Here is a 24263-nt window from a genome sequence, read left to right on the forward strand (position 1 = left end):
TCAGCTGAGCTTTAATATTTTATTACCAACGCCACATTGCAGGCATTTCTTGTAATTACAATAGTTATTTTTTAGTTCGAGCAGTGCCTGCGATTCAAATGCGTTTGTAATTTTCACCCCTAAGTTAACAAAATCTGCGGTAATATTGTTCTTCTCGGCCGGTAAATTTTCTAAAAGTTTTAGTGCGCGGCTAATATAATATTGCTGCTGGTGGTGTTTGCCATAGCTAAACAAGAACAATGCGAGTGTATTGATAAGCAATATATCAACCGAAGCCGCTCCCATAACTTTAGGCAATGGTTTTGAAACTACATCAAAACGGTAATGATTGTCCCAATACTCGTTTGTTTTAATGGATGCAAACAGGTTGCGTAAGGCATCGATATCCTTTATCTCCAATATCTTCGAAAACAGGTGATTGGCACTAACAATCAGCGCGGCAAATTGGGCAAGCCTGATGGTTGGGAAATTGGGAGGCCTTAAGCGCATAAATTTCCACAAATGGTTTTCTATTGGTTTAAGGCCGTATTTCTTTCGCAGGTAATCATATTCCTTTTTTAACTTAACGGGATAGTCATCGCTTATTTCGCCCTCTAAAAAACCTGCCTGGCCAAATATGAGCGCTTCAATTTGCATCGGGTTATTTTTGTTTTTAGCCAGTGTAAGTTGCGGTAACGATTTTGCCAGCAGTTCAAAGGGCAGGGCATTTGTTTTAAACCCAAAATTGGCGGCTAAAAACTGGTAAAACGTTTCTTCCCAATCGCCGCGGTTAATGGCAAGGGCGGCTATTACGGCAGTCGATTTTTTTTCCAGCCGTTCCACCAAAACACGGGTAAGCCAGTTGTGCATAATTAGGCCGTCAACTGCACCAATACTTGCTTCACATGGTATGATAGTTTGGTTGCCGAATATCATCTGATGATAACGGCCATATAATTCAGCCGGAACCCTGTTATTTAACTGGAGCGTCGGTACTGTTCGGCCATTGTTTAGTTTTAATGGTAAATCGTTGTTATAAACAACATGCAAAATCACATTATTATAAGCTTCATCGGTGGTGTGTCCGTGCTTTTGCCAATCGGAAGCCGAAAGATGTACTTCCACATTTCCAGCCCAAAGCGTTTCTCCAATTTTAATCCGGGCGTTATGAAAATCGGGGCCGGAATCGCTGTTGTGAATACCCGTGGAAAATATTTCCAGTGCCTCGCCATCTTCCGTTCGCAAATCTGAACGGTCAAACAGACGGAATTTCCATACGTAATGCAAAAAATCTTCAGTGAAAAGCATGCTTTAAATATAGTGAGTAGTTGATTTAGTTAGATTAGGCTGATTAAATTTTTTGTACGATAATTTGATTATGGTACATTTATACGTTTACCTTTTTTAAGCAAAATATGACTAATACATCCCATGTTACCGTTAAAACAACAGGCGACCGTATCAAATCAATAATTGGCGGATCGTTAGGAAACCTGGTTGAATGGTACGATTGGTATGTGTACTCTGCATTTTCGCTTTATTTCTCCAGCTCGTTTTTTCCCAAAGGCGACCAGACAGCCCAACTATTAAATACCGCAGGTGTATTTGCCCTTGGTTTTCTGATGCGGCCGATAGGCGGGTGGCTGATGGGTACATATGCCGATAAACATGGCCGTAAAAAGGCGCTAACCATATCGGTGCTGCTCATGAGCCTTGGCTCGCTTATTATTACCATAACGCCTGGTTACAAAACTGTTGGTGTTGCTGCGCCGTTGCTGTTGGTGCTGGCCCGTGTTATACAGGGCCTGAGTGTTGGCGGCGAATATGGTACAAGCGCGACTTATTTAAGCGAAATGGCAGGCCGCAAACACCGGGGCTTTTATTCCAGCTTTCAATATGTAACCCTCATTATGGGCCAGCTGCTTGCCCTGGGATTATTAGTTTTATTGCAACGAATATTTTTAACTGAGCAACAGTTACATGACTGGGGTTGGCGCATCGCTTTCGGCATCGGAGCATGTCTGGCTGTGATTACGATGTACCTGCGCCGTAGTTTGCAGGAATCCGCGTCCTTTGCTAAAGAAAAAACCAGTACAATAAACGGTACTATTGCCGAACTGACCAAACACCCAAAGGCTGTACTTACAGTTATAGGCCTTACGGCAGGCGGTACATTGGCATTTTACACGTTTACAACATATATGCAAAAATTCCTGGTAGATACATCTGGGTTTAGCAAGGCAGAAGCTACCTTAATTTCAAGCCTTACTTTACTGGTTTTTATGCTGATACAGCCGCTATTTGGATTGTTATCTGATAACATCGGGCGCAAACCATTGCTGATAGGCTTTGGCGTTTTAGGGACAATAACCACTATCCCGATACTCACGTTGCTGGGAGGCACAAAAGACGGCTGGATTGCCTTCGGCCTTATTTTGGCAGCACTTATTATTGTAAGTGGGTATACCTCTATTAATGCTGTTGTAAAGGCAGAACTTTTCCCGGCAAATATCCGGGCGCTTGGTGTTGGTTTCCCGTATGCCATTGCAGTATCTATATTTGGCGGCTCGGCCGAATACATTGCTTTAGGTTTTAAAACGGTGCATCACGCCCAATGGTTTTACTGGTATGTAACCGTGTGCATAGCTTTATCATTAGCGCTGTATATTACCATGAGGGATACCCGGAAACACTCGAAGATGGAGGAGGATTAAGGTTGGATGTGTAGGTTTTTAGAATTCTAATATTAAAATGATCTTCTGAACCAAATTTACCGAATTAAGAGATTATTCATCCATTTATCCAGTATTATCCTGTTGTAAAGTTCTAATGCCTTAAATATTGCTTCTGCCGATGGGTATTGTTATTTTGCGGGGGAGAGGGGTTGGTGGCATTACCGCATTTTATTTATCTTCGGGGCCATGTATGAAACTTTTCAGCGCTACATTGATGACCGGGCTACATTGACTGATGCGGAAAAAGAAATGATACGTTCGGTTGCTGTGATTAAAAAGATCCGTAAACGCCAGTACCTGCTGCAAGCGGGTGACGTATGGAAGTATGATGCTTTTGTAAGCTCCGGCTGTTTACGCACCTATTCTGTAGATGAAAAAGGGAACGAGCATATCATCGGGTTCAGTATTGAAAACTGGTGGTGTGGCGACCGGGAAAGCCTTTTATCCCGGCAGCCCGCTCGTTTCAACATTGATGCGATAGAAGACAGCGAACTGGTGCTGTTTACACATAGTAATTTTGAAATACTTTGCAGGGATATCCCGGCACTTGATCAAATGGTTAATACCATCCTTAATAAAAGTTTCGTTACTCAGCAAAACCGCATTAATGTCGCCCTGAGTTATACGGCCGAAGAAAAATACCTCAACTTTGTTAAAAAGTACCCCGAGTTCGCCCTGCGTGTTCCGCAAAGTATGATCGCTTCTTATCTGGGTATGACTCCTGAAACACTAAGCCGTATCCGCACCCAGACGGCGCGCAACAAGTCCTGATTGATCTATATCAATTGCTTTCTTATTTTATATCAATGTGCAGGTTCGGCCGTTGCAGCACCTTTGTAGTGTTCAAACAAACATTTACAAAAATTAAAAATAAGAACCATGTCAAAAACAATTTTTATCACCGGAACAAGTACAGGCTTTGGAAAACTCACTGCCATTACTTTAGCAAACGCCGGGCATTCGGTTATAGCAGGTATGCGTAATGTGGCGGGCAAAAATGCCTCCGTCGCTCAGGAACTGAACGGCATTCCCAATGTCGAGGTTGTAGAGATCGATATCACGAGCGACGACTCTGTTCGGCAGGCCTTTGAGTACGTATTGTCAAAATATGGCAAGATCGACGTATTGGTTAACAATGCTGCTGTCAGCGGGTTTGGCCTTTTAGAGGGGTATTCACTGGATCAGGTCAGGAACATGTTCGAGGTGAACGTTTACGGAGTATTGCGCACCTACCAGGCAGTGCTACCTGCCATGCGGAAAGAAAAGAAGGGCCTGATTATTAACCTGACCTCCGGCGCCAGCGGCCATACTTTACCTTTTATGATTCCATACCTGGCCTCCAAATTTGTGGTGGAAAGTATTACCGAAGGTGCGCAAGGCGAACTATCCGACTTCGGCATCGAAAATGTGAGCATACAGCCAGGCGTTTATCCTACCGAAATGAATAACGGTTCCAAAGCTGGCGTGCATGCAGACAGGCCCGAGGTCTTAGCTGAATACGGGAATGCCGCCACCGAAAGATTCAACGCTTTGGGAACCGCCCTGTTCGGTAAAATGGAACAATTCAATATGGATCCGCAGACCATAGCCGACGGTATCCTGGAACTGGTCAATATGCCTAAAGGCTCCCGTCCGTTGCGCTTTCCGCTGGATGCCATAGCCCGTGGTACTGATAAAGAATTCATCGAGGCCCGCGCTGCAATCAAAGAGAAATGGTTAGCTGCTTACACCAATTAATTTATACGAACATGAAAACCGCAAAAGAACTATTACTGGATTACCTAAATCATATAGGTAATCCGGATTTCCAGATCGGGCTATTTGCTGATGACGCTGTTTTTGAATTGCCGTACCTGGCCAGTCTTGGCCTGCCAGCCCGCTGGGAAGGGAGAGAGGTATTATACAAGTTTCTGAGTAACCTGCCCAAGACCTTTCCGGGCTTTAAATTCAGAAATATCCAGATTCATATCGACACACCCCAGCAGGCCTTCGGCGAATATGAAGCCACCGCAGTCATCGCCGCCAATGGCAAGGAATACGCCCAGCACTATATGGGCAGGTTGGTCGCTAAAAATGGCAAAATCCAACTGATCCGTGAGGCGCTGAATATGGTGCCGGTGATTCGTGACATCAAAGGTATCGACATCTCCTGATCGATAACCAAGAGACCTCATATCAATAATTATGAGGTCTCTTGGTTTATTCACTACCCAAACGCTACAACAAAATAAATTGGACAACACAACAAAATAAACCATTGAAGTAAGCCTCATATTTGTGTTGTTAATGTTAATCGTTATCCTTGCCATCTCCATCTTTCACTGGGGAAGCCGTGTTCGTTCTAATTTCTGTATGCCTGATCTGTCCGCCCAAATAACCGGTCCTTGCGATTAGCCCAAAGCCGATCAATGATGCCCCAACCGCAAATAGTGCAAACGGCCTGGTTAGGGATGTGCTTTTTATTGTAATAAAAAGCCCGGTCACGGCCATCATGCCTATAACTATTAGGCCTGCCAACGAAGTTAAGGCAGACTCCGCATGTTCTTCGATCAAATTTTTAGATATACCCTGTAAATGTTCAACTGTTTCTTCTGCACCTTCACCGGTTGCATAAGCTATACCGGCACCTATAGCAGACAGGATCAAAACGTTATAGGCAGCGATAAGGGTAGAATTGCTTTTTCTCCATATCCCATGGATCAAAACAAGAGCACCCAGCGCAGCGCCGATGATCGGCAGGTGGGTAATCAGTAGGTGGATATGCGTCTGGTTCATGACTTTTTTTATCGAAGTTCAGTATTTGTCCGTAATGTTTAAGTGGTTGTAATCAAGTGTTTTAATGATCTTTGTCATTTATTTTTAGCAGGTAAAAAGCCAGTTTTATGATCTAAAAAAAACGCTGCTATGAAGACAATCATCATGCTCACCGACTTTTCGGAAAATGCGGATCATGCTGCAAAAACCGCCGCAAAAGTTGCTCCCCAATTGAAGGCGGATATTTTGCTTTACAACACCTACTATGACCATCCTATACTGCCGACGTATGCCGGCGGCCCCTGGGTGGTTGAAGAATTCGTCTTTCGTAAGGATGAAAGTACTGCAAAACTTAGCCAGTTAGCCATTCAATTGAGGCATGTCATGGCAGGCATATCGTAGGGCGACTTTAAACCTAAAACTGATTATCAATGCGGGGAAGGTTCGCTGGGTAAAAAATCGGTGCGGGAACACCGCCCGTGCTGTGCAAGCATGGCTGGCTGTTGGTTTATCACGGGGTACACCAAACACTGCCTGTCGGGGCCGAGCCGCATCATTTAATCTATTCGGCCGGGATTATGGTATTAGATATCAATAAGCCTGATAAGATTTTGTATCGCTCGCCCTTTCCCATATTAGAGCCAATGCTTACAGAGGAAAAGGTTGGAATAGTTCAAAGCGTGGTATTCCCGACTGGCATTGACCGGCGCGATGATCTGGGTACACCAAACAGATTTGACATTTATTACGGAATGGCCGATAATTATATCAGGGTGGCGCGATTGGACATTCCTGACGAATTGCTGCCGCTTTAAGGTTTAACAAAATGGGAAAGCTTTGTATCCACACAACGTTAAATGATGAAGAGTTGATAATCATGTGATTTGCATCAAAAAACGATTGCTTATTAATTGTTACCTTTGTGAAGTTTGAAAAAGTTCACGGCCATATTGCTTTTAACAGTTTTCCTGTTCTCGACAACTGAACTCCACCAGTTGCTAAAATTGCCCGTATTTTTTGAACACTTAGCCGAACATCGTAAGGAAAACAAGAGCATTTCATTCCTGCAATTTCTTGACATGCACTACATGCACGGTAGCCCAAGGGATAAAGACTATAGCGAAGACATGAAATTGCCCTTCAAAACGGCGGATAATTGCACGGCAACCGCATCACCGGTGCTGGTTCCTCAATTATTACAGGCCCTGGCCCTTCCTGTGATATTTTCAGCGGAAACGAAATTACAAGTCTTCGATTTCTGGTTTAATCACTCTGCGTATTTATCCAGCATTTGGCAGCCGCCAAAATCTTGCTAATTAATCCTCTTTTCAATTTTATGTACAATGCTTAGCATGGCTGTTCCTGCTATGCAGTACTTTTTGAATTATTAATTTTTCAAGATCTTATTTTATGTTAAATCATATCATCGCTTTTTCCGTGAGGAATAAACTGATCATAGGGCTTTTTGTGATTGCCCTGATTGGCTATGGCAGTTACCAGTTTACCAGGCTGCCCATTGATGCCGTACCTGATATTACCAACAACCAGGTACAGGTTATTACCGTAGCCCCATCATTCGGGGCCACCGATATCGAACGTTTAGTTACTTACCCGATAGAACAGGCCAATAGTAATATTTCCGGACTCAAGGAGATCCGCAGCTTTTCCAGGTTTGGCCTTTCGCTGGTTACCATTGTATTTGATGATGCCACAGACGTTTACTGGGCAAGGCAACAGGTTGCCGAGCGTTTGCAAAAAGTGCAAAGCCAGATACCGTCCGGTATCGGCACGCCGGAGCTGGGCCCGGTAAGCACCGGGCTTGGCGAAATCTATCAATACGTAGTGCGCCCCAAAAAGGGTTATGCTGCAAAATACAATGAAACCGACCTGCGCACCATCCAGGACTGGATTGTCCGCCGCCAGCTTTTGGGTGTTAAAGGCGTTGCCGAGGTGAGCAGCTTTGGCGGTAAGCTAAAGCAATACTCCATCGAGGTTGACCCTAATAAACTGCTCTCGCATAATATCACGATAACCGATGTTTTTAAGGCCCTGGAAAATAATAACCAAAATACCGGTGGAGCATATATTGAAAAAGGGCCCACTGTGCTCTACATCCGCAGCCAGGGACTGATCGGCAGTATCGAAGATATCAACAATACGATGATTAAAACCACTACCGGCGGATCGCCCCTTTTTATTAAAGACGTAGCTGATGTTAAAATAGGTTACGCCACCCGTTTTGGCGCTATGTGCTACAATGATGAAGGTGAAGTTGCCGGTGCTGTTGTCATGATGCTGAAAGGCGCCAACAGCAGCGAGGTGATCAAAAATGTCAAGGAGCGCATCGTACAGATCCAGAAAACCATGCCCGAAGGAGTAGTAATCGAGCCATTTCTGGACCGAACGAAAATGGTGAATAATGCCATCGGCACAGTGCAGCGTAACCTGCTTGAAGGGGCGCTCATTGTAGTATTTGTGCTGGTATTATTCCTTGGTAACTTCAGGGCAGGTTTGCTTGTCGCCTCTGTGATCCCGCTGGCCATGCTGTTTGCCATCATTATGATGAACCTTTTTGGCGTTAGCGGTAACCTGATGAGCCTGGGGGCACTGGATTTTGGTTTGATTGTAGACGGGGCCGTAATTATTGTGGAAGCGGTTATGCACACACTTAGCCATAGTAAACAATTTAAAGGTATTGGCACCCTGGGCCAGGAACACATGGACAAGCAGGTAAACAGCGCTGCCAGTAAGATGATGAACAGCGCCGTATTTGGCCAGATCATTATCCTGGTGGTGTACCTGCCTATCTTCACTTTGCAGGGCATTGAAGGTAAAATGTTTAAGCCCATGGCACAAACGGTGGCATTTGCTTTATTAGGTGCTTTTATTTTATCCCTTACCTATATCCCAATGATGAGTGCCATCTGCTTGAGTAAAAAGATTAAGCATAAACCGAACTTTTCAGACCGGCTGATGACTAAGGCAGAAATAGCGTATCAGTCAGGCCTTAGCTATATCATTGCTTTTCCGAAAATGGTATTGTTCACGGTTGTAGGCTTATTTATATTTTCAGCCTATATTTTAACTACGCTGGGCGGTGAGTTTATCCCCGCGCTGGAAGAAGGTGATTTTGCCGTTGATACCCGCGTATTGACAGGCAGCAGTCTGAATACAACCATCGCTAACACCCAAAAAGCAGCCCATATCTTAAAAACACAGTTCCCTGAAGTAGAAAAAGTGGTTACCAAGATTGGCAGTGGCGAGGTGCCCACAGACCCGATGCCGATGGATGCCAGCGATATGATGGTGATCCTGAAACCTAAGGATGAGTGGGTATCAGCCAAAACCTTTAATGAGCTTTCCGAAAAAATGGGCAAGGCCTTACAGGCTGTTCCGGGTGTTACCGCGGGCTTCCAGTTTCCGGTACAAATGCGTTTTAATGAGCTGATGACCGGCGCACGCCAGGATGTAGTTTGCAAGATATTTGGCGAAGACCTGGATACCCTTGCAGCTTACGCCAATAAACTGGGTAAGATAATCAGTACTGTTGACGGTGCTAAAAACCTGTATGTTGAGGCAGTTGCCGGCATGCCGCAGATCATCATTAATTATAATCGTAATGCCATAGCGCAATACAATCTCAATATCACTGATATTAATAAAGTGGTTAATACAGCGCTTGCCGGGCAAAGCACCGGAACCTTGTTTGAAGGTGAAAAGCGTTTTGAGGTAGTGGTGAGAATAAGTGGTGAGCAGAAAAAAGACCTGAAGGACATCCAGAATTTACTGATCCCGACACCGCAAGGCACGCATATCCCTTTGTATCAACTTGCCGATGTGCAAATCAAGGATGGTCCCAACCAGATACAGCGGGAGGATGCCAAACGCCGTATTGTAGTGGGGTTTAATGTTCGGGGCAGGGACGTACAAACCATTGTAAACGAGTTACAAGCCAAGGTAGATCAGCAACTCAAATTCCCGGCAGGGTACTATGTAACGTATGGCGGTGCCTTTGAAAACCTGAACGCTGCCAAACAGCGCCTGATGATTGCGGTGCCGGTTTCGCTGCTGCTTATTTTCTTACTGCTCTATTTTGCTTTTAACTCCATCAAGCACGGATTATTGATATACTCTGCAATTCCTTTATCAGCCATCGGGGGTATCCTGTTCCTTGCATTGCGGGGCATGCCATTCAGCATCAGTGCAGGGGTGGGTTTTATAGCTCTGTTTGGCGTGGCTGTGCTAAACGGCATTGTATTAATATCCGAGTTCAATCAACTAAAAAAGGAAGGTATGACCGATTTGAAACGTATCGTGTTAATGGGTACCAAAGTAAGGCTAAGGCCGGTACTCATGACTGCATTTGTAGCCTCATTGGGTTTTTTTCCCATGGCCATCAGTAACGGCGCCGGCGCCGAAGTGCAAAGGCCTTTGGCCACCGTAGTAATAGGTGGTCTGCTGATTGCAACTTTTCTTACTTTATTTGTATTACCCGTTTTGTACATCATGTTTGAAAAAGGGTTCAAAACCGTACTTAGCAAAAAAAGCACAATGTTGCTGACTATTATCCTGCTGACTGTGATAAGCCAGGCATCCAATGCACAAACACCAATTACACTTAAAGCTGCTATTGATACTGCTTTGAAAAATAATTTGCAGGTGAAACATGAGCAACTAAAGGTAAAATACCAGCAAATGCTGATTGGCACATCGGCCAACATATCGCAGGCCACCTTGTTTGGCGAGACTGGGCAGATCAACAGCAATTATACCGACACTAAGTTTGGCATATCACAGTCTTTTAACTTTCCCACTGTCTACAGCAGGCAAAAGGAACTTTTAAAAGCCGATTGGAAAAACAGTGTATTGAGTGTTGCTGTCAATGAAGCGCTGTTAAAAAAACAAGTGAGCCAGGTATACTACGCCCTGGTTTATATGGAACAGAAAAAGTGGTTACTACAGCATACCGACAGCCTGTACCTGGGATTTTATAAAAAGGCTGAGTTGCGGCTGGCTAAAGGAGAAACCAATATACTGGAGAAAACCAGCGCCGAAACCTTGCTGGGGCAGGTACAAATGCAATTGAACCAGTTGAAAGAAGATGAAGCCATATTGCAATTGCAATTGCAGCTGTTGCTGAATTCTACTACTGTATTTACAACAACCAGAGCCAGCCGTAAATTAAGTCTTTCTGCTGTCAATGACAGCCTCAATTTAAAGGAACATCCGGCAGTGAAATTAATAGCGCAGCAACAGCAAATTGCGGATGCGGCAATACGAGTGGAAAAAAGCAGGCTTTTACCGGATATTACCATCGGATATAACAACACCAGCATCAAAGGTATCGGTGCCGATAATAAGTTGTATAATGGTTCAAACCGGTTTAATTCGGTGCAGGTGGGAATTGGTATCCCCATTTTCGCCAATGCACAAAAAGCCCGGATCAACAGTGCGCGGGTGAATAAACAGATAGCCGAGAGTAATCTTGCATTAGAGGTACAAAACATAACATCAGGTTACCGGGCGGCAGATCTCCAATATAAAAAATACCTGCAAACTGTATCCTATTTTGAAAGCAAACCCTTAAAAAATGCTGAATTGATAGCCAATACGGCCAACCAGCAAATAGCGGCCGGTAATATCAATTACCTGGAATGGGCACAGCTGGTTAACCAGGCTACCACGATCAAAAATGATTACCTGGAGGCTGTACGCAACCTCAATGAAGCGGCCATACAACTTAACTATTTTTCTAACAACTAAAATTCAGCTCATGAAATCCATTATATATTTATCAGCAATCGTGTTAACCTTATCGGCCTGCGGCGGCAAAAAACCGACAGCGGAAACAACAGACAATACAGTTAATCCTAATATCGTGACACTTACAGCCGCACAGCTAAAAAACGCATCCATAGCCACCGGCAAGATCGGGCAAAAACAGATATCGTCCGTATTAAAACTCAATGGCAAAATTGATGTTCCCCCGCAAAACATGGTTTCCATTAGTGTGCCTTTAGGAGGGTATTTAAAATCCACCAAACTGTTACCGGGTATGCATGTGAACAAGGGCGAAGCGATCGCGGTTATCGAAGACCAGCAATACATTCAGTTGCAGCAGGATTATCTGACCGCGAAGGCAAGGATAGGCTATCTTGAAAATGAATATAACCGTCAAAAAGACCTTAACCAGAGTAAAGCCAGCAGCGACAAAGTTTTTCAGCAGGCCGAGGCCGAATACCGTAGCCAACAGGTGCTGATCAGCTCGCTTGCCGAAAAACTGCAACTTATTGGCATCAACGTTCGGAATATGAGCGCGTTGAAAATATCGAGGAGCGTAAATATCTATTCGCCTATCAATGGCTTTGTATCAAAAGTAAATGTCAACATCGGCAAGTACGTATCACCTACCGAGGTGCTGTTTGAGTTGGTTAACCCGACAGATATCCACCTGGCACTGAAAGTGTACGAAAAGGACCTGGATAAATTATACATTGGTCAAAAGCTGGTGGCCTATACCAACAATGAGCCGGGGAAAAAACACGAAGCCGAGATATTACTGATCGGCCGTGACCTTTCTGCCGACAGGAATGCGGATGTGCACTGTCATTTTGAAAACTATGATAAAACACTGGTGCCCGGCACCTATATGAATGCCGATATACAAGTGAAAAACACCCAGGCTTGTACCATAGCCAACGAAGCAATTGTGCAGTTTGAGGGCAAACAGTATATCTATAAGGCTATTGGGGACCGCCAGTTTGAGATGACTCTGGTTAATACGGGCGAAAGTGAAAATGGGTTTACAGAAATTCTTTCGCCGACAAAAGACATGACCTCGAATGCTGCTTTTGTAACCAAGGGTGCCTATTCGCTATTAATGATGATGAAGAATAAGGCTGAATAGTTTGCGTCGCGCCTGGCGCAAAGATATGCGACAACCTAAATAAGTCAAAGGCTGTATAAACGGGGCGGAAAGGTTGCTTTTATCAACTGCGCCCCGTTCACTGACTTTCAGCTTGTTCTCAGCTGCATTTAGTCATTGGCGAAAAAGAGATGCGAAAGGCTTGATGGAAGTCACCGGTGAGGATATTGCAGATTGCTCGGTGGGAGCATTAAAGAAAATATTGAAAATTTCCGAAGCGTGGACCCGTTTATCACAATCGGTTAGTTGCCGGCTTGCGTTTTGCTCTAAACGGCTGGGTCGGGTCGCTTTATTCCTTTACCGGTCGGGGATAGTCGGTTTTAATTTCATTTTTGCGCATAACCCGTGGAGTAACAGGTAACTACAGCGCCTACTGAGCCTGTTACACTCCCGTGGATATATTTAGTGTTTTTGTTGGTTGATTTATTATTAAAAATCCTGTTTATTTAACTAAATTTGAATTTACTGTATGTTTTATTATTAAATTGATATTTCTGACATTCTGTGAGATTAGGCCACATGTATGATGATCAGCAACTTCTGCAAAAAATGATTGCAGGAGATGAATTGGCATTCGCCCGCTTATTTGGAAAGTATAAGGCACTGATTTATCATTTTGTCATGAAATATGTTCATTCGGAATTACTGGCAGAAGATCTTACGCAGGAAGTATTTATAAAAATATGGGAAAACAGGACTAACCTTTTGGCCGTCACCTCTTTTAAAAGCTATTTGTATACAATAGCAAAAAACCATACCCTTAATTGTATGAAGGCGGCTTTTCGCTCCGAAGCTGCGCTGGGTCTGGTTGTAAATAGCTTTATCGCGGCAAGAAATAGTACCGAAGATGAATTGATACACCAGGAATACCTTACATTCTTAAAACGGGTGTTAGAAAGCCTGCCGCCAAGAACAAGGGAAATCTTCCATATGTGCCGCGAACAGGAAAAAACTTATGACGAAGTAGCACAGGAACTGGGAATTTCGCGGAATGCGGTAAAAAATCATATGGTAGCTTCTATGAAAGCACTGAGTTTTTCCTTAAAAAAAGAACTTGGTATCTCTTTGACTGTTTTTTTTGCAATAGTCTCCCGTTATTAGCCGTTGGCATAGACTGAATTTGTCAATTGTTTCCTTTTTTAGGCAGGCAACCCTTTCCATATATCCGATTTTTCTGTCGTCGCGCTGCAATTTGGCGGCCATTCTCGTCAATATTAACTTCTTTTTAACTTTTTATAAAATTCAGCTACCCTGCAGGCACGTTTTCGTTGTCTTAGGCATAGAAATCTGTTTTTATGGATAAAGATCATTACAAAGAGCTTGTAAAACGATACCTGGAGAAAAAGTCGACCGACGAAGAATTGGAGGTTTTTTTTCACCTGGCCGAAAAAGGGGAACTGGACCAATATCTTTCAGATTCAATGGACGAAGAACTGGGATCACTTGGAAAAGAGGAGGAAGGTAATCATGTTAAAAAATTACGTCCTGCGAAATTGTGGATGCCTATAGCCGCGTCTGTCTTGATTTTGTTATCGCTCGGCTTTTATCTGCTTTTAAAGAAGCCGGATGCCCAACAGAACGGCGTTCAGATTGCGAATGTTCTTCCTGGCGGTAATAAAGCTTTCCTGACGCTTGCAAATGGCGTCAAAATTGTTTTAAATAATGCCAAAAACGGAAATATAGCAACCCAGGGTAATGTAACGGTGCTTAAAGTGGCAGACGGCCAGTTAAGCTATGCTGCAAAGGGAAAAGGCCAGGCGGCAGAAGGCTTCAACACTATAACAACCCCTAAAGGAGGCCAATACCAGCTCATTCTGGCAGATGGTACCAAAGTTTGGCTAAACGCAATGTCGTCTCTTCGTTTTCCAGCTGTTTTTAAAGGCGTAGAACGAAAGGTGGAGTTGACGGGCGAGGCTTACTTTGAAGTGGCCAAAAATAAGGCCATGCCATTTATAGTTAAATCGGGTTTTCAGGCCGTGCGGGTACTGGGTACCCATTTTGATATAAACGCTTACGCTGATGAGAACAGCATTAAAACAACCCTGCTTGAGGGCTCCGTTGAAGTTAGTAATCAAGATGCTAAAACCGTAATTGCGCCGGGGCAGCAAAGCGTATCCCGTGATCAGGGTGATTTGCTGAAAAGAGAGGTTGATACTGAAAAAGAAGTTGCCTGGAAAAATGGCATTTTTTCTTTTGATGGCGATGATCTTAAAACAATTATGCGCCAGGTGTCTCGCTGGTACAATGTTGATGTAAGCTACTCTGGAACTATTTCCGACGAGAAATTTCATGGCGAAATTTCCAGGTTCAGCAATTTAAGTGATGTATTAAAAATCCTGGAGCTTTACCAGGTTCATTTTGAACAAAAAGATAACAACCTTATCGTATCCTATAATCCACATCCAACTAATGATTAAACTAAACTTTAAAACTCAGCTATGCCTATGATAAAATCATACTAAAAACCTCCGCAAAAAGAAAGAAAAGCCGAAAGACGCTAATCTCCCGGCTATCAAAAAGGCAAGCAGTAAACTTTGACCGGTGTCCTGCTTAATTATCACCTATTTCTAAATCAAAAGTATGAAATTAAAATTTCTTTACCCTCTTCTTTGCTTATTACGGGGGATAAAGCAAAAACGTGCTATCATCAAACTAACTACAGTATTTGTATTCATTTGTGCATTACACTTATCTGCAGCAACTTTTGCGCAAAACGTAACCATCAAAAGGCATAATGCGTCGCTCGAAACTATTTTTAAAGACATCAAAAAACAAACTGGGTATATGTTCTTTTACCCCGAAAAGATCAGCCTAAAACAAACACTGGACATTGATATCGATAACGCCCCGCTGGAAACAGCCTTAGCAACCTGTTTAAAGGGTCTTGATTTGAATTACACCATTATCAATAAAACTGTTGTGATTAGTCGTAAGGCTCCTGAAAAACGTGTACCGGGCGCCGCAACAGGCAGCTTTGCTGTCCCTGTAATTATCCAGGGAAAGGTGATCGACTCGGCGGCAAATATTCCGTTAATCGGAGTTAACATCAGTGTGAAAAATAAAGCCCAATACACGCAGACTAACGCCAGCGGCGAGTTTACGTTAAGTGTTTTGCAGGGCGACGTATTGTCATTCTCATATGTTGGTTACCAAACTAAAGAAGTAACCATTAAAAATGGGCAGTATCTAAAGATAAACATGTTATCTAAAAACAGCACCATTAGCGATGTGGTGATAACCGGTTACCAGGTTATTAAAAAAGACAACTATACAGGTAGTGCCATTGTGATTAAGGGTGACGACTTACAGCGGGTGAATCCTCAAAACCTGATTAAAAGTATAGCGACATTTGATCCTTCGCTAAGAATTGCGGATAACAACCTGCTGGGATCTGACCCTAATGCGCTACCAAAGATCACCGTTCGTGGTTCAACCACTTTGCCATCGGTAAATGGCGAAATCATTGATCGTAATAACCTGTCAAGTACCTACAATTTGCCTGTTTTTTTACTTGATGGGTTTGAGGTTTCTTTAGAAAAAGTGGTGGATTTGGATATGAACCGCATCTCGTCGGTAACCATTTTAAAAGATGCTGCTGCCACCGCCGTATACGGTTCAAGGGCAGCAAACGGCGTAATTGTAATTACAACCAAAGCGCCAATACCGGGTAAATTGCAGCTTTCATACAACTACCAGCTTACAGTACAAGCGCCAGACCTTACCGGGTATCACGTATTAAACGCTGCCGACAAACTACAGTACGAAAAGCTTGCAGGTTTATATAGTGCTGTAAATAACACGGCATCAAGCCAGGATCAGTTGGATAATGAATATTACAGCAAACTGCGCAATGTAGTGAGTGGTATAAATACCTACTGGTTATCACAACCGCTTATTAATTCATATGGCCACAAACATTCGCTATATGCCGAAGGCGGCGACTCTACTTTCAGGTACGGTATCAATTTACGGTATCAAACCAATCCTGGTGTAATGAAAGGATCGTCACGTAACCAGTATACCGGCGGAATGAGTTTCTTTTACAATCCCAGCCGTAACGTTTTGATAAAAAACGAGGTTACTGTAAGCCAGGTTAACTCTGTTGTATCAAAATACGGCGATTTTTCTACCTATGTAAGTATGAACCCGTACTATCCTATAAAGGATGCAAACGGCAATTACATCAGGGAGATAGCTAACTGGGTTGTTGATACTCATTATAATGATCCGGTATACGGCCAGTATAGGAACGAACCTGTTTACAACCCCTTATTTGAAGCCAGCCTGGGTAACTTCAACAAGTCGGCATACCTGGAGCTTTTGGACGATATTTCAATCGATTGGAAAATTTTTAAAGGCCTGCGTTTAATTGGTTTAATGAGCGTTACCGATACTAAAGGAACCTCAGATGCATTTGTATCGCCCTTAAGCAACAGTTTTTTTTACGGCCCTACTGCCGATATTCAAAACAGGGGCAGTTACGATTACGTGGTTAACAACTCTTTAAAGCTTGATGGTAATTTAAGGTTTGTTTACAATACGCAACTTGGCAATCATTCCGTAAATGCCACTTTAGGTTCAAATATTACCTCAGCTACTTCAAGTTATAAAGCGTTTGAAGCCCGCGGCTTTTCAAATGACAAATTTACCAACATTGGGTTTGCCCGTACTTATACGCCGAATGCGGCGCCTGCAGGAGATGAGGCTGCAAGCCGGTTGATTGGTTCCTTTTTTAGTGGTAGCTATTCCTTCAAAAACAAGTATTTACTTGATGCTACCTTCCGCCTTGACGGTTCTTCGGCTTTTGGTTCAAACCAGCGTTTCGCGCCTTTTTGGGCTACCGGTATCGGTTGGAATATGCATTATGAGGATTTTATTAAAAATAATTTTCCATCTATTTCAAGGTTAAAAATTACAGCGTCAACCGGTATTACTGGTTCGGTAGATTTCCCCCCATCGTTGTCAAATACCACTTATACTTACCAAACATCCAACTGGTATTCAACCGGTGTTGGCGCAACCGTTAACGGCTATGGAAACTCCGACCTGAAATGGCAAAAGACAAATAATTTCGACTTATCATTGGAATTGGGTTTGTTTAAAGACCGTATAGTACTTAACCCTCATTATTATTACAAGCTGACCAAAGGCTTACTATCTGACATTAACATAGCGCCATCTACAGGATATAGCACTTACAAAGCTAATTTAGGTGATATGGGTAATAGGGGCTATGAGCTTTATTTGACCGCGAATGCCTTTCGGTCTAAAGACTTGAATATCAACATTGTTGGCAATTTATCGCATAATACCAATAAAATAGTAAGCATATCCAATGCGTTAAAAGCTTATAACAAAAGTGTTGATGATTATCAGTCAAATGCCAGTAACGGTGTACAGGGCACCCCGTTATTGCGTTTTGCAGAGGGGCAATCCATCAATACAATCTGGGGCGTAAAATCATTAGGTATCGATCTTGAAAACGGTAAAGAGATCCTGGTTAAAAAGGATGGTTCTTTAACTTACAATTATGATATCGCCGATACGCAGCCCATTGGTGACTCTGAACCCAAGGTTGAAGGGTATATTGGCAGCAATATCACCTATAAGCAATTCTTGCTTAGTTTTACCTTTCACTACAAATTTGGTGGCCAACAGTTTAACCAAACCTTGATTGACCGGGTTGAAAACGCCGATCCCCGCTTTAATGTTGATAGCCGCGCCCTTGCACAAAGATGGCAGAAACCCGGGGATGTGGCCTTGTATAAAAACATTGCCGATTTGGGTACCTCTTATGCTACCTCGCGCTTTATACAAAAGGAAAATACTATTGATCTTCCTTCTTTCAACCTATCGTACGACGTCAAAAAAAGCATTGCTAAAAAGATAGGGATGCAAATGGTTAGGGCTACACTTACGGTTAATGATGTGTTCCATTCATCAAGCATCGAAACGGAGCGCGGCATTACTTACCCTTATGCCCGCAGTTTAACATGTTCAATACAAGCCACATTTTAATAATGACTAACATGAAAAAATATTTATACACCGTAGTGGTTATCATGTTGCTTACATCATGCAAAAAGTTTTTGGATGTTAAGCCGCAGTCGCAAATCAATAAAGACGATCTTTTTACTACAGAACAGGGATTTAAGGAGGCCTTAAACGGGGTTTATACCCTCTGTGCATCGTCATCGCTGTATGGTGGCGTCCTGACATTCAATAATGACATCTTATCGCAGAATTACCAGTTTAATGATGTGATACTGCAATCTACCGCTAATTTTAATTATAGCCTTAGTGGCGTTGTAGCAAAAAATGATAATACCTGGTCATCAGCCTATCGCGCAATAGCCAATTGTAATTATATCCTGGCAGCTATTGACGATAAAAAAGGACTGTTTGCCGATAAGGATTACCAATTGATTAAAGGCGAAACCCTGGCATTAAGGGCTTACCTGCACTTTGATATACTCCGCATGTTTGGTCCATCGTATAAAGTGGGGCCAAGTATCAAAGCGATACCATACGTTACTACCGTAGGTGTTACCAGTACGCCGTTTTCGACTACCGCCGACGCGATCACGAAAATAATTGCCGACCTGACCGCGGCAAAAACATTGCTGATGTCTGATCCTATCATTTCATCGGCCTATGTAATTGGCTATCCATCAACAGTTGGTAGTACCGAAACAGCAAGTAATGATCTGTTTTTGCAAAACAGGCGTCATCGCCTTAATTATTACGCTGTTTGCGGCGAGTTGGCCCGGGTTTATTTGTATAAGAGCGACCAGGTTAACAGTCTTGCCAATGCATTAGAAGTAATCAACGCTAAAAGATTCCCTTTTACAGATCAGGACGATTTTTTCAATAGCGACATTCAGAAAAAGGACAGGATCTTTTATAAAGAGCTGATTGCCGCCTGGTTTATTGACACTAAAGGCATTAACGGCCAGCTTCAAAGCCTGTTTACTGTAAGTAACCCGCTTTACAGTGCCACGGTTGACCAGGTTAATGACATTTACCAGGTAGGCCAGGATGGGGCCGAAGACTGGCGCTATAAGCAATGGTTTTTATCAACCGCGGCTACTACAGGCGGGCCAAACCGTGCTGTGTTGCAAAAATACATCACCAATCTTGATCCCGAACCTAATCTCCATCCACTGGTTGCACCGGCTATACGATTAAGTGAAATGTACTATATAGCTGCCGAAGCAAGCTACGACACGGACCCGGTTAAGGCGATAGGCTACTATAATACCATAAGGGCAAAACGCGGGATAGGCAACACACTTATAGATGTACCGGCCAAAAACGCCTTCATCGATTTACTGCTGGCCGAAGCCCGTAAAGAGTTTTATGCTGAAAACCAGATGTTTTATATGTATAAACGCTTGAACCATGCGGTAGTGGTGTCATCAACGCAAAATATACAGCCATCAAATGGGGTGTTTATGTTCCCGCTGCCGCAAGATGAACAGGCTTACAGAACCAACTAAAAAAACAGATATGAAAAGAAAATTATTATTTGCCTTTCTTATTTGCGCGGCCCTTGCCAGTTGTAAAAAAGAGACTTTAACTACATACAATGCACCCGGCGGCAAGGATAATATTTACCTTGGGTATGCCAATACCGACAGCGTAGTATATTCATTTGCCTATAAGCCAACCTTAAACCAGGATACCGTTTGGGTGCCCGTAAAAATATCAGGTAACAGGGTTAACCATCCCCGGAGCTTTATGTTGAGCGTTGATGCGGCCAATTCTTCGGCTGTGCGCACTTTGCATTATCAGCCATTAAAACCATCATATACTATGCCTGCCGACTCGGGTACGATACATGTGCCGGTTATTATTTTAAATACCGATACAGGTTTGGTCAATTACTCGGTAAAACTCGCTATCCAGGTTTCGGGCGGGACAGATTTTTCATCGAACCTGCCACTGGATATCCGCTCCAAGCAAATCGTTTTCTCCAACAGGTTAGAAGAACCCGCATGGTGGCCATATTGGGGACAATTGGGTGGTTACAGCAGGGTAAAGCACCAACTGTTTTTAATTTCATCGGGCACTACAGACCTGGTACAGCTTAATCCACAGGTTGATCCTAATTACTTCTTATATATCCCCCGCGATTTGTACTATATCAATAATATGCACGAGTTTTTGATTGATCCTTTTAACTGGATCAAGCAAAATCCAAGCAAGGGATTTGTACTTACCCCACGGAGCGATAACACCGGCGACTATGATTTTTATAATCAGGCCGCGCCCAATAAAAAGTTCTGGCTCAAATACTTCCCAACCGTTAAGCAGCTCATTTTTATGGATGAGAATAAAAATCAGATTCTGATATAACAATTAATTAAAAAGTAATGAAGTACAAAATATTATATATACCTATGCTGTTTGCCTTGTTCTTTAGCGCCTGCAAAAAGGATTTAGGTAACTATAAGTATAATCCGCCATCGCAGCCCATTGTGGTGAATTTTACTGATGGTACGTTTAATGCGCTGGTTGGCGATACCCTAAAGCTTGAACCCTATGTACAGTTTGATGGTGCCGATTACCTGAAAGATCTTTCCTATCAATGGGATATTTATGTAGATGAAGATGCGCGTACAGATACTTATACCGGCTATCCCCTTGCAATAGTGTATAACTTGCCGCCAAAGCTGCGTAACGCTAAATTAACTGTTACCGATAAACGTAACGGTATCAAATACTTTTTTCCGTTCAAAATACAGGGTAATACCCAGTTTTCAACAGGTACAACAGTATTGAGTGTTGATAATGGCGTTACTAAGCTATCTTTTATAAAACCCGACAGGTCTGTATTAAGCAACCTTTATTTTTCTCTTATGGGCGAAAATCTACCCAATAACCCTGTTCAGCTATTCGCCAAACCCCTGGCTTATCAGCCTGGCACAGCCGAAGATTATTGGGTTATTTGCCAGGACCCAACCAAAAACAGCGTGACCATTGATGGTAATACCATGCTTAGGAAAAGGTATTTTAACGAACAATTTTTTGTTGCACCGGCTACCATCACTCCGCAGGGGTTTGAAGCCTCAATGGGTGTACCAACAGGTGTTATCAATAATAAGCTTTATTTGTCCGTTACCTCAACTGCGCCGTTTGCACCGGATTTTGGAAAGTTTTCAAACCCGCAATCGGGTACTTACACACTATCTAAGTTTTTTACCCGTACGCCCGGTTACTTTTTTGGGTTCGATTTAGCAACCAAAGCATTTGTTTCTTTTGATGGCGGCGGCAATTATATGGGGGCCGACTACACGGTAAAAGGCAAAGCCTTTAATCCGCTTAACACGGGTATTACCGACCTGGTATTTATGCAGGCACAGCCAGGCCAATCCTACGCTTATTTCAGGGATACCGATGGCAAAATATATGAGCTTTCCTTTTACATCGATATGGATGACTATTCGCAACGCGCTATAGAAACTTATTACAAACGCGAGTTTAAAGCCGAGGCGTATATAAAAGCCGATACCAAATGGCAAAAATCGGCGGTTGATGTCTTCTACTTCACATCTGACGATAAAATATATCGCTACAATCCTTTAAATCAGGATTTACGCACTTTAGATGCCAATATGGGGGGCAAAAAAGTAAGCATGATAAAGCTAAGTGCCGATGGTAATACACTTACTGCCGGTGTCGCCGGAAGCCTGTATACCCTTGATGTTAGCGTAGGTAAAAACGGTGTAGTAACAAAACAGCTTGACGGTATCCCCGGTTCGCCGGTTGATATCGTAATTAAGTAAGTAAAAAATTAAGATCATGAAATTTTCAAAAAACATAATTCTTGTTTCGGTCATGCTTTTGGTTTTCCTGGCAGCAGCATGTAAGAAAAATAAACAAACAGCCACGATAGAAAATGATCCGCCGGGATCGCCACCCAAAACCTGGCAGGAGCATTGGGGCGGTCCGCATACATTTTTGCTAAACCGGGTTTATTTTGATAGCGTTGTAGCAGTGTATTACGATCCGTCAATGGATAAATCGGTAACCTGGCCTTACAAAACCATGTCAGATACCTGGAAATACGTTAAAAAAACGTATGGCGCTTTCGGCGATTCGGCCAGGCTATACGTGGTTTTGCACGGGATAACTACCCCATTTGAAGAAACTCTTGGCGGTGGCCATCCAGCATCTTATTTTGATGAAAGCCATGACTATCGCAACGCTATAGATTGCGGGCTGGGCGATTGGAAGTATCCTACGGGGCAGCAAATAGGCATCCCTATTCACGAAACCGGCCACATTGTTTGCGGAGCCAATAATGGAGTAAAAGGTTCCCCATCTGACGTATTATGGGGCGATAGTAAGTTTATGGAAATCTACAATTATGATGTGCTCATGAACATTGGCAGGCAGGATGAGGCATCAAGGGTATATGATCAGCTTAAGGCACAGGTAGATACCTTTCCGCGTGCCGGCTCGCAGTGGTTTAAAAATTGGTTTTATCCTATTTATTCAAAATACGGCCATGCTGCTGTGCTTAGCAAATACTTTAAGCTGTTGGCTGCCAATTATCCTAAAATGCCAAACCCGCACGGAGCAGAATATACCCAGAATTTAAACTGGGGCGAGTTTATCCATTTTTGGAGCGGTGCTACCGGCGATAACATGAAAGCCCAGGCAACATTCGCATTCGGCTGGACTGATGAGTGGGAGCAGCAATTCAGGCAGGCCCAAAAAGATTTTCCTAATGTGAAGTACGCCTATTAGATTTTTAATAACAAGAAATTACAACAATGAAGGCCACTAATAAATTAAGCATTTTAATATGCCTGGCATGCCTTGCTTTATTAAGCGCGTGCAAAAAGGATTTAGCAAAAAGTACCGGGACAATTTATGGCGGGCCGCCGCCTAAAACCTGGCAGGAGCATTGGGGAGGCCCACATGTTTATTTACTGAAAAGAGTGTATTACGATGCTGATGATGCCATTTACTACGACGCCAATATGGATACCTCGGTTACCTGGCCTTACAAAACAATGTCGAAGGTTTGGCAATATGCCAAGAAAACGTACGGCGCATTTGGCGACTCATCGCGCTTATACGTGGTATTGCATGGTATAGTAACCCCTTTTGATGACGCGTTAGGCGGCGGTCACCCGGCGTCGTATTTTGATGCCAGCCATGATTACCGCAACGCAATTGATTGTGGACTGGGCGACTGGGCGACGCCAACCGGGCAAATCATCGGTATCCCGGTACATGAAACCGGTCACATTATTTGCGGGGCCAACAACGGCGTACAGGGTTCACCCTCTGATGTGCTTTGGGGCGATAGTAAGTTTATGGAGATCTATAATTACGATGTACTGATGAATATTGGCATGGAAGATGAAGCCGGCCGTGTATTTACGCAAATGCAGTCACAGTATGATAATTTTCCCCGGGCAAACTCGCAGTGGTTTAAAAACTGGTTTTACCCTATTTATTCAAAATACGGGCACGCGGCAGTATTGAGCAAGTACTTTAAGTTGTTAGCTGCAAATTTCCCCAAAAAGCAAAATGCCATAGGCTATGAGTACACCCGCAACTTAAACTGGGGCGAATTTATTCACTTCTGGAGCGGCGCCGCAGGCGTAAACCTGAAGGCACAGGCCACCCTGGCATTTGGCTGGAGCATGGAATGGGAGCAGGAGTTTAAAAATGCGCAGGAGGATTTTCCTGCTGTAAAATATCCATATTAAAAACTAAAATCAGTAATAGTTAGCTTTTGGAAAGGCCGTCAAAAAAGCTCCTGGCAGCAGTTTCGGTGAGAACGAAACATCGTCGATGGAAAGCGTTGGCGGCCATCCATTAGTTTGTTCAAAAAAATATCAAAATGAAAC

Annotated in this window: 19 protein-coding genes; 17 read left to right on the forward strand and 2 right to left on the reverse strand. The window is 43.3% G+C overall.

What is annotated here, in order from left to right:
• Entirely contained in the window at nt 1–1287 is a 1287-nt protein-coding gene (locus PQ469_RS11700) for a DUF2851 family protein (protein WP_274213118.1), read from the reverse strand.
• A gap of 107 nt (nt 1288–1394) precedes the next feature.
• Here PQ469_RS11700 and PQ469_RS11705 point away from each other — a divergent pair, with 107 nt between their 5' ends.
• From PQ469_RS11705 to PQ469_RS11720, 4 genes are all read left to right on the forward strand, one after another.
• A complete protein-coding gene (locus PQ469_RS11705) occupies nt 1395–2693 on the forward strand; it encodes an MFS transporter (protein ID WP_274213119.1) in 1299 nt (432 codons plus the stop codon).
• Nucleotides 2694–2900: 207 nt separating this feature from the next.
• Nucleotides 2901–3485, forward strand: coding sequence for a Crp/Fnr family transcriptional regulator (locus tag PQ469_RS11710; protein ID WP_274213120.1), 585 nt, complete (start codon nt 2901–2903; stop codon nt 3483–3485).
• 108 nt (nt 3486–3593) lie between these two features.
• Nucleotides 3594–4451: an SDR family oxidoreductase gene (locus PQ469_RS11715; protein WP_274213121.1), complete on the forward strand. Its 858-nt coding sequence runs from the start codon at nt 3594–3596 to the stop codon at nt 4449–4451.
• An 11-nt stretch (nt 4452–4462) separates the two neighbouring features.
• Nucleotides 4463–4867 carry a nuclear transport factor 2 family protein gene (locus PQ469_RS11720; protein ID WP_274213122.1) on the forward strand — a complete coding sequence of 135 codons (405 nt, stop codon included), beginning with the start codon at nt 4463–4465 and terminating at the stop codon, nt 4865–4867.
• A gap of 136 nt (nt 4868–5003) precedes the next feature.
• On the opposite strand, the gene PQ469_RS11725 is transcribed toward PQ469_RS11720, so the two are convergent.
• Entirely contained in the window at nt 5004–5489 is a 486-nt protein-coding gene (locus PQ469_RS11725; protein ID WP_274213123.1) for a DUF2231 domain-containing protein, read from the reverse strand.
• A 129-nt stretch (nt 5490–5618) separates the two neighbouring features.
• Between PQ469_RS11725 and PQ469_RS11730 the strand changes: the two genes are divergently transcribed.
• The 13 genes from PQ469_RS11730 to PQ469_RS11790 all read left to right on the forward strand — a co-directional run bounded on the left by PQ469_RS11730 (nt 5619) and on the right by PQ469_RS11790 (nt 24122).
• Nucleotides 5619–5870: a hypothetical protein gene (locus tag PQ469_RS11730; protein WP_274213124.1), complete on the forward strand. Its 252-nt coding sequence runs from the start codon at nt 5619–5621 to the stop codon at nt 5868–5870.
• A 77-nt stretch (nt 5871–5947) separates the two neighbouring features.
• A complete protein-coding gene (locus PQ469_RS11735) occupies nt 5948–6283 on the forward strand; it encodes a glycoside hydrolase family 130 protein (RefSeq protein WP_274213125.1) in 336 nt (111 codons plus the stop codon).
• A gap of 114 nt (nt 6284–6397) precedes the next feature.
• Nucleotides 6398–6784, forward strand: a complete 387-nt coding sequence (locus PQ469_RS11740; RefSeq protein ID WP_274213126.1) for a hypothetical protein — start codon at nt 6398–6400, stop codon at nt 6782–6784.
• Nucleotides 6785–6878: 94 nt separating this feature from the next.
• Entirely contained in the window at nt 6879–11231 is a 4353-nt protein-coding gene (locus PQ469_RS11745) for a CusA/CzcA family heavy metal efflux RND transporter (RefSeq protein ID WP_274213127.1), read from the forward strand.
• A 10-nt stretch (nt 11232–11241) separates the two neighbouring features.
• Nucleotides 11242–12375, forward strand: coding sequence for an efflux RND transporter periplasmic adaptor subunit (locus tag PQ469_RS11750; protein ID WP_274213128.1), 1134 nt, complete (start codon nt 11242–11244; stop codon nt 12373–12375).
• A 537-nt stretch (nt 12376–12912) separates the two neighbouring features.
• Nucleotides 12913–13494, forward strand: coding sequence for an RNA polymerase sigma factor (locus PQ469_RS11755; RefSeq protein WP_274213129.1), 582 nt, complete (start codon nt 12913–12915; stop codon nt 13492–13494).
• A gap of 194 nt (nt 13495–13688) precedes the next feature.
• Nucleotides 13689–14810 carry a FecR family protein gene (locus tag PQ469_RS11760; protein WP_274213130.1) on the forward strand — a complete coding sequence of 374 codons (1122 nt, stop codon included), beginning with the start codon at nt 13689–13691 and terminating at the stop codon, nt 14808–14810.
• A 163-nt stretch (nt 14811–14973) separates the two neighbouring features.
• Nucleotides 14974–18411, forward strand: coding sequence for a SusC/RagA family TonB-linked outer membrane protein (locus PQ469_RS11765; protein WP_274213131.1), 3438 nt, complete (start codon nt 14974–14976; stop codon nt 18409–18411).
• Between the two features lie 11 nt (nt 18412–18422).
• Nucleotides 18423–19892, forward strand: a complete 1470-nt coding sequence (locus tag PQ469_RS11770) for a RagB/SusD family nutrient uptake outer membrane protein (protein WP_274213132.1) — start codon at nt 18423–18425, stop codon at nt 19890–19892.
• Between the two features lie 10 nt (nt 19893–19902).
• Nucleotides 19903–20751, forward strand: a complete 849-nt coding sequence (locus tag PQ469_RS11775; protein WP_274213133.1) for a DUF4843 domain-containing protein — start codon at nt 19903–19905, stop codon at nt 20749–20751.
• Nucleotides 20752–20768: 17 nt separating this feature from the next.
• Nucleotides 20769–22181 carry a PKD-like family lipoprotein gene (locus PQ469_RS11780; RefSeq protein WP_274213134.1) on the forward strand — a complete coding sequence of 471 codons (1413 nt, stop codon included), beginning with the start codon at nt 20769–20771 and terminating at the stop codon, nt 22179–22181.
• Between the two features lie 16 nt (nt 22182–22197).
• Nucleotides 22198–23148 (forward strand): hypothetical protein, encoded by a 951-nt coding sequence (locus tag PQ469_RS11785; protein WP_274213135.1) that lies wholly within the window; start codon nt 22198–22200, stop codon nt 23146–23148.
• Nucleotides 23149–23174: 26 nt separating this feature from the next.
• Nucleotides 23175–24122 carry a hypothetical protein gene (locus PQ469_RS11790; protein ID WP_274213136.1) on the forward strand — a complete coding sequence of 316 codons (948 nt, stop codon included), beginning with the start codon at nt 23175–23177 and terminating at the stop codon, nt 24120–24122.
• The last annotated feature ends 141 nt before the right edge of the window (nt 24123–24263 follow it).

Source organism: Mucilaginibacter sp. KACC 22773, from assembly GCF_028736215.1.
Lineage (GTDB): Bacteria > Bacteroidota > Bacteroidia > Sphingobacteriales > Sphingobacteriaceae > Mucilaginibacter.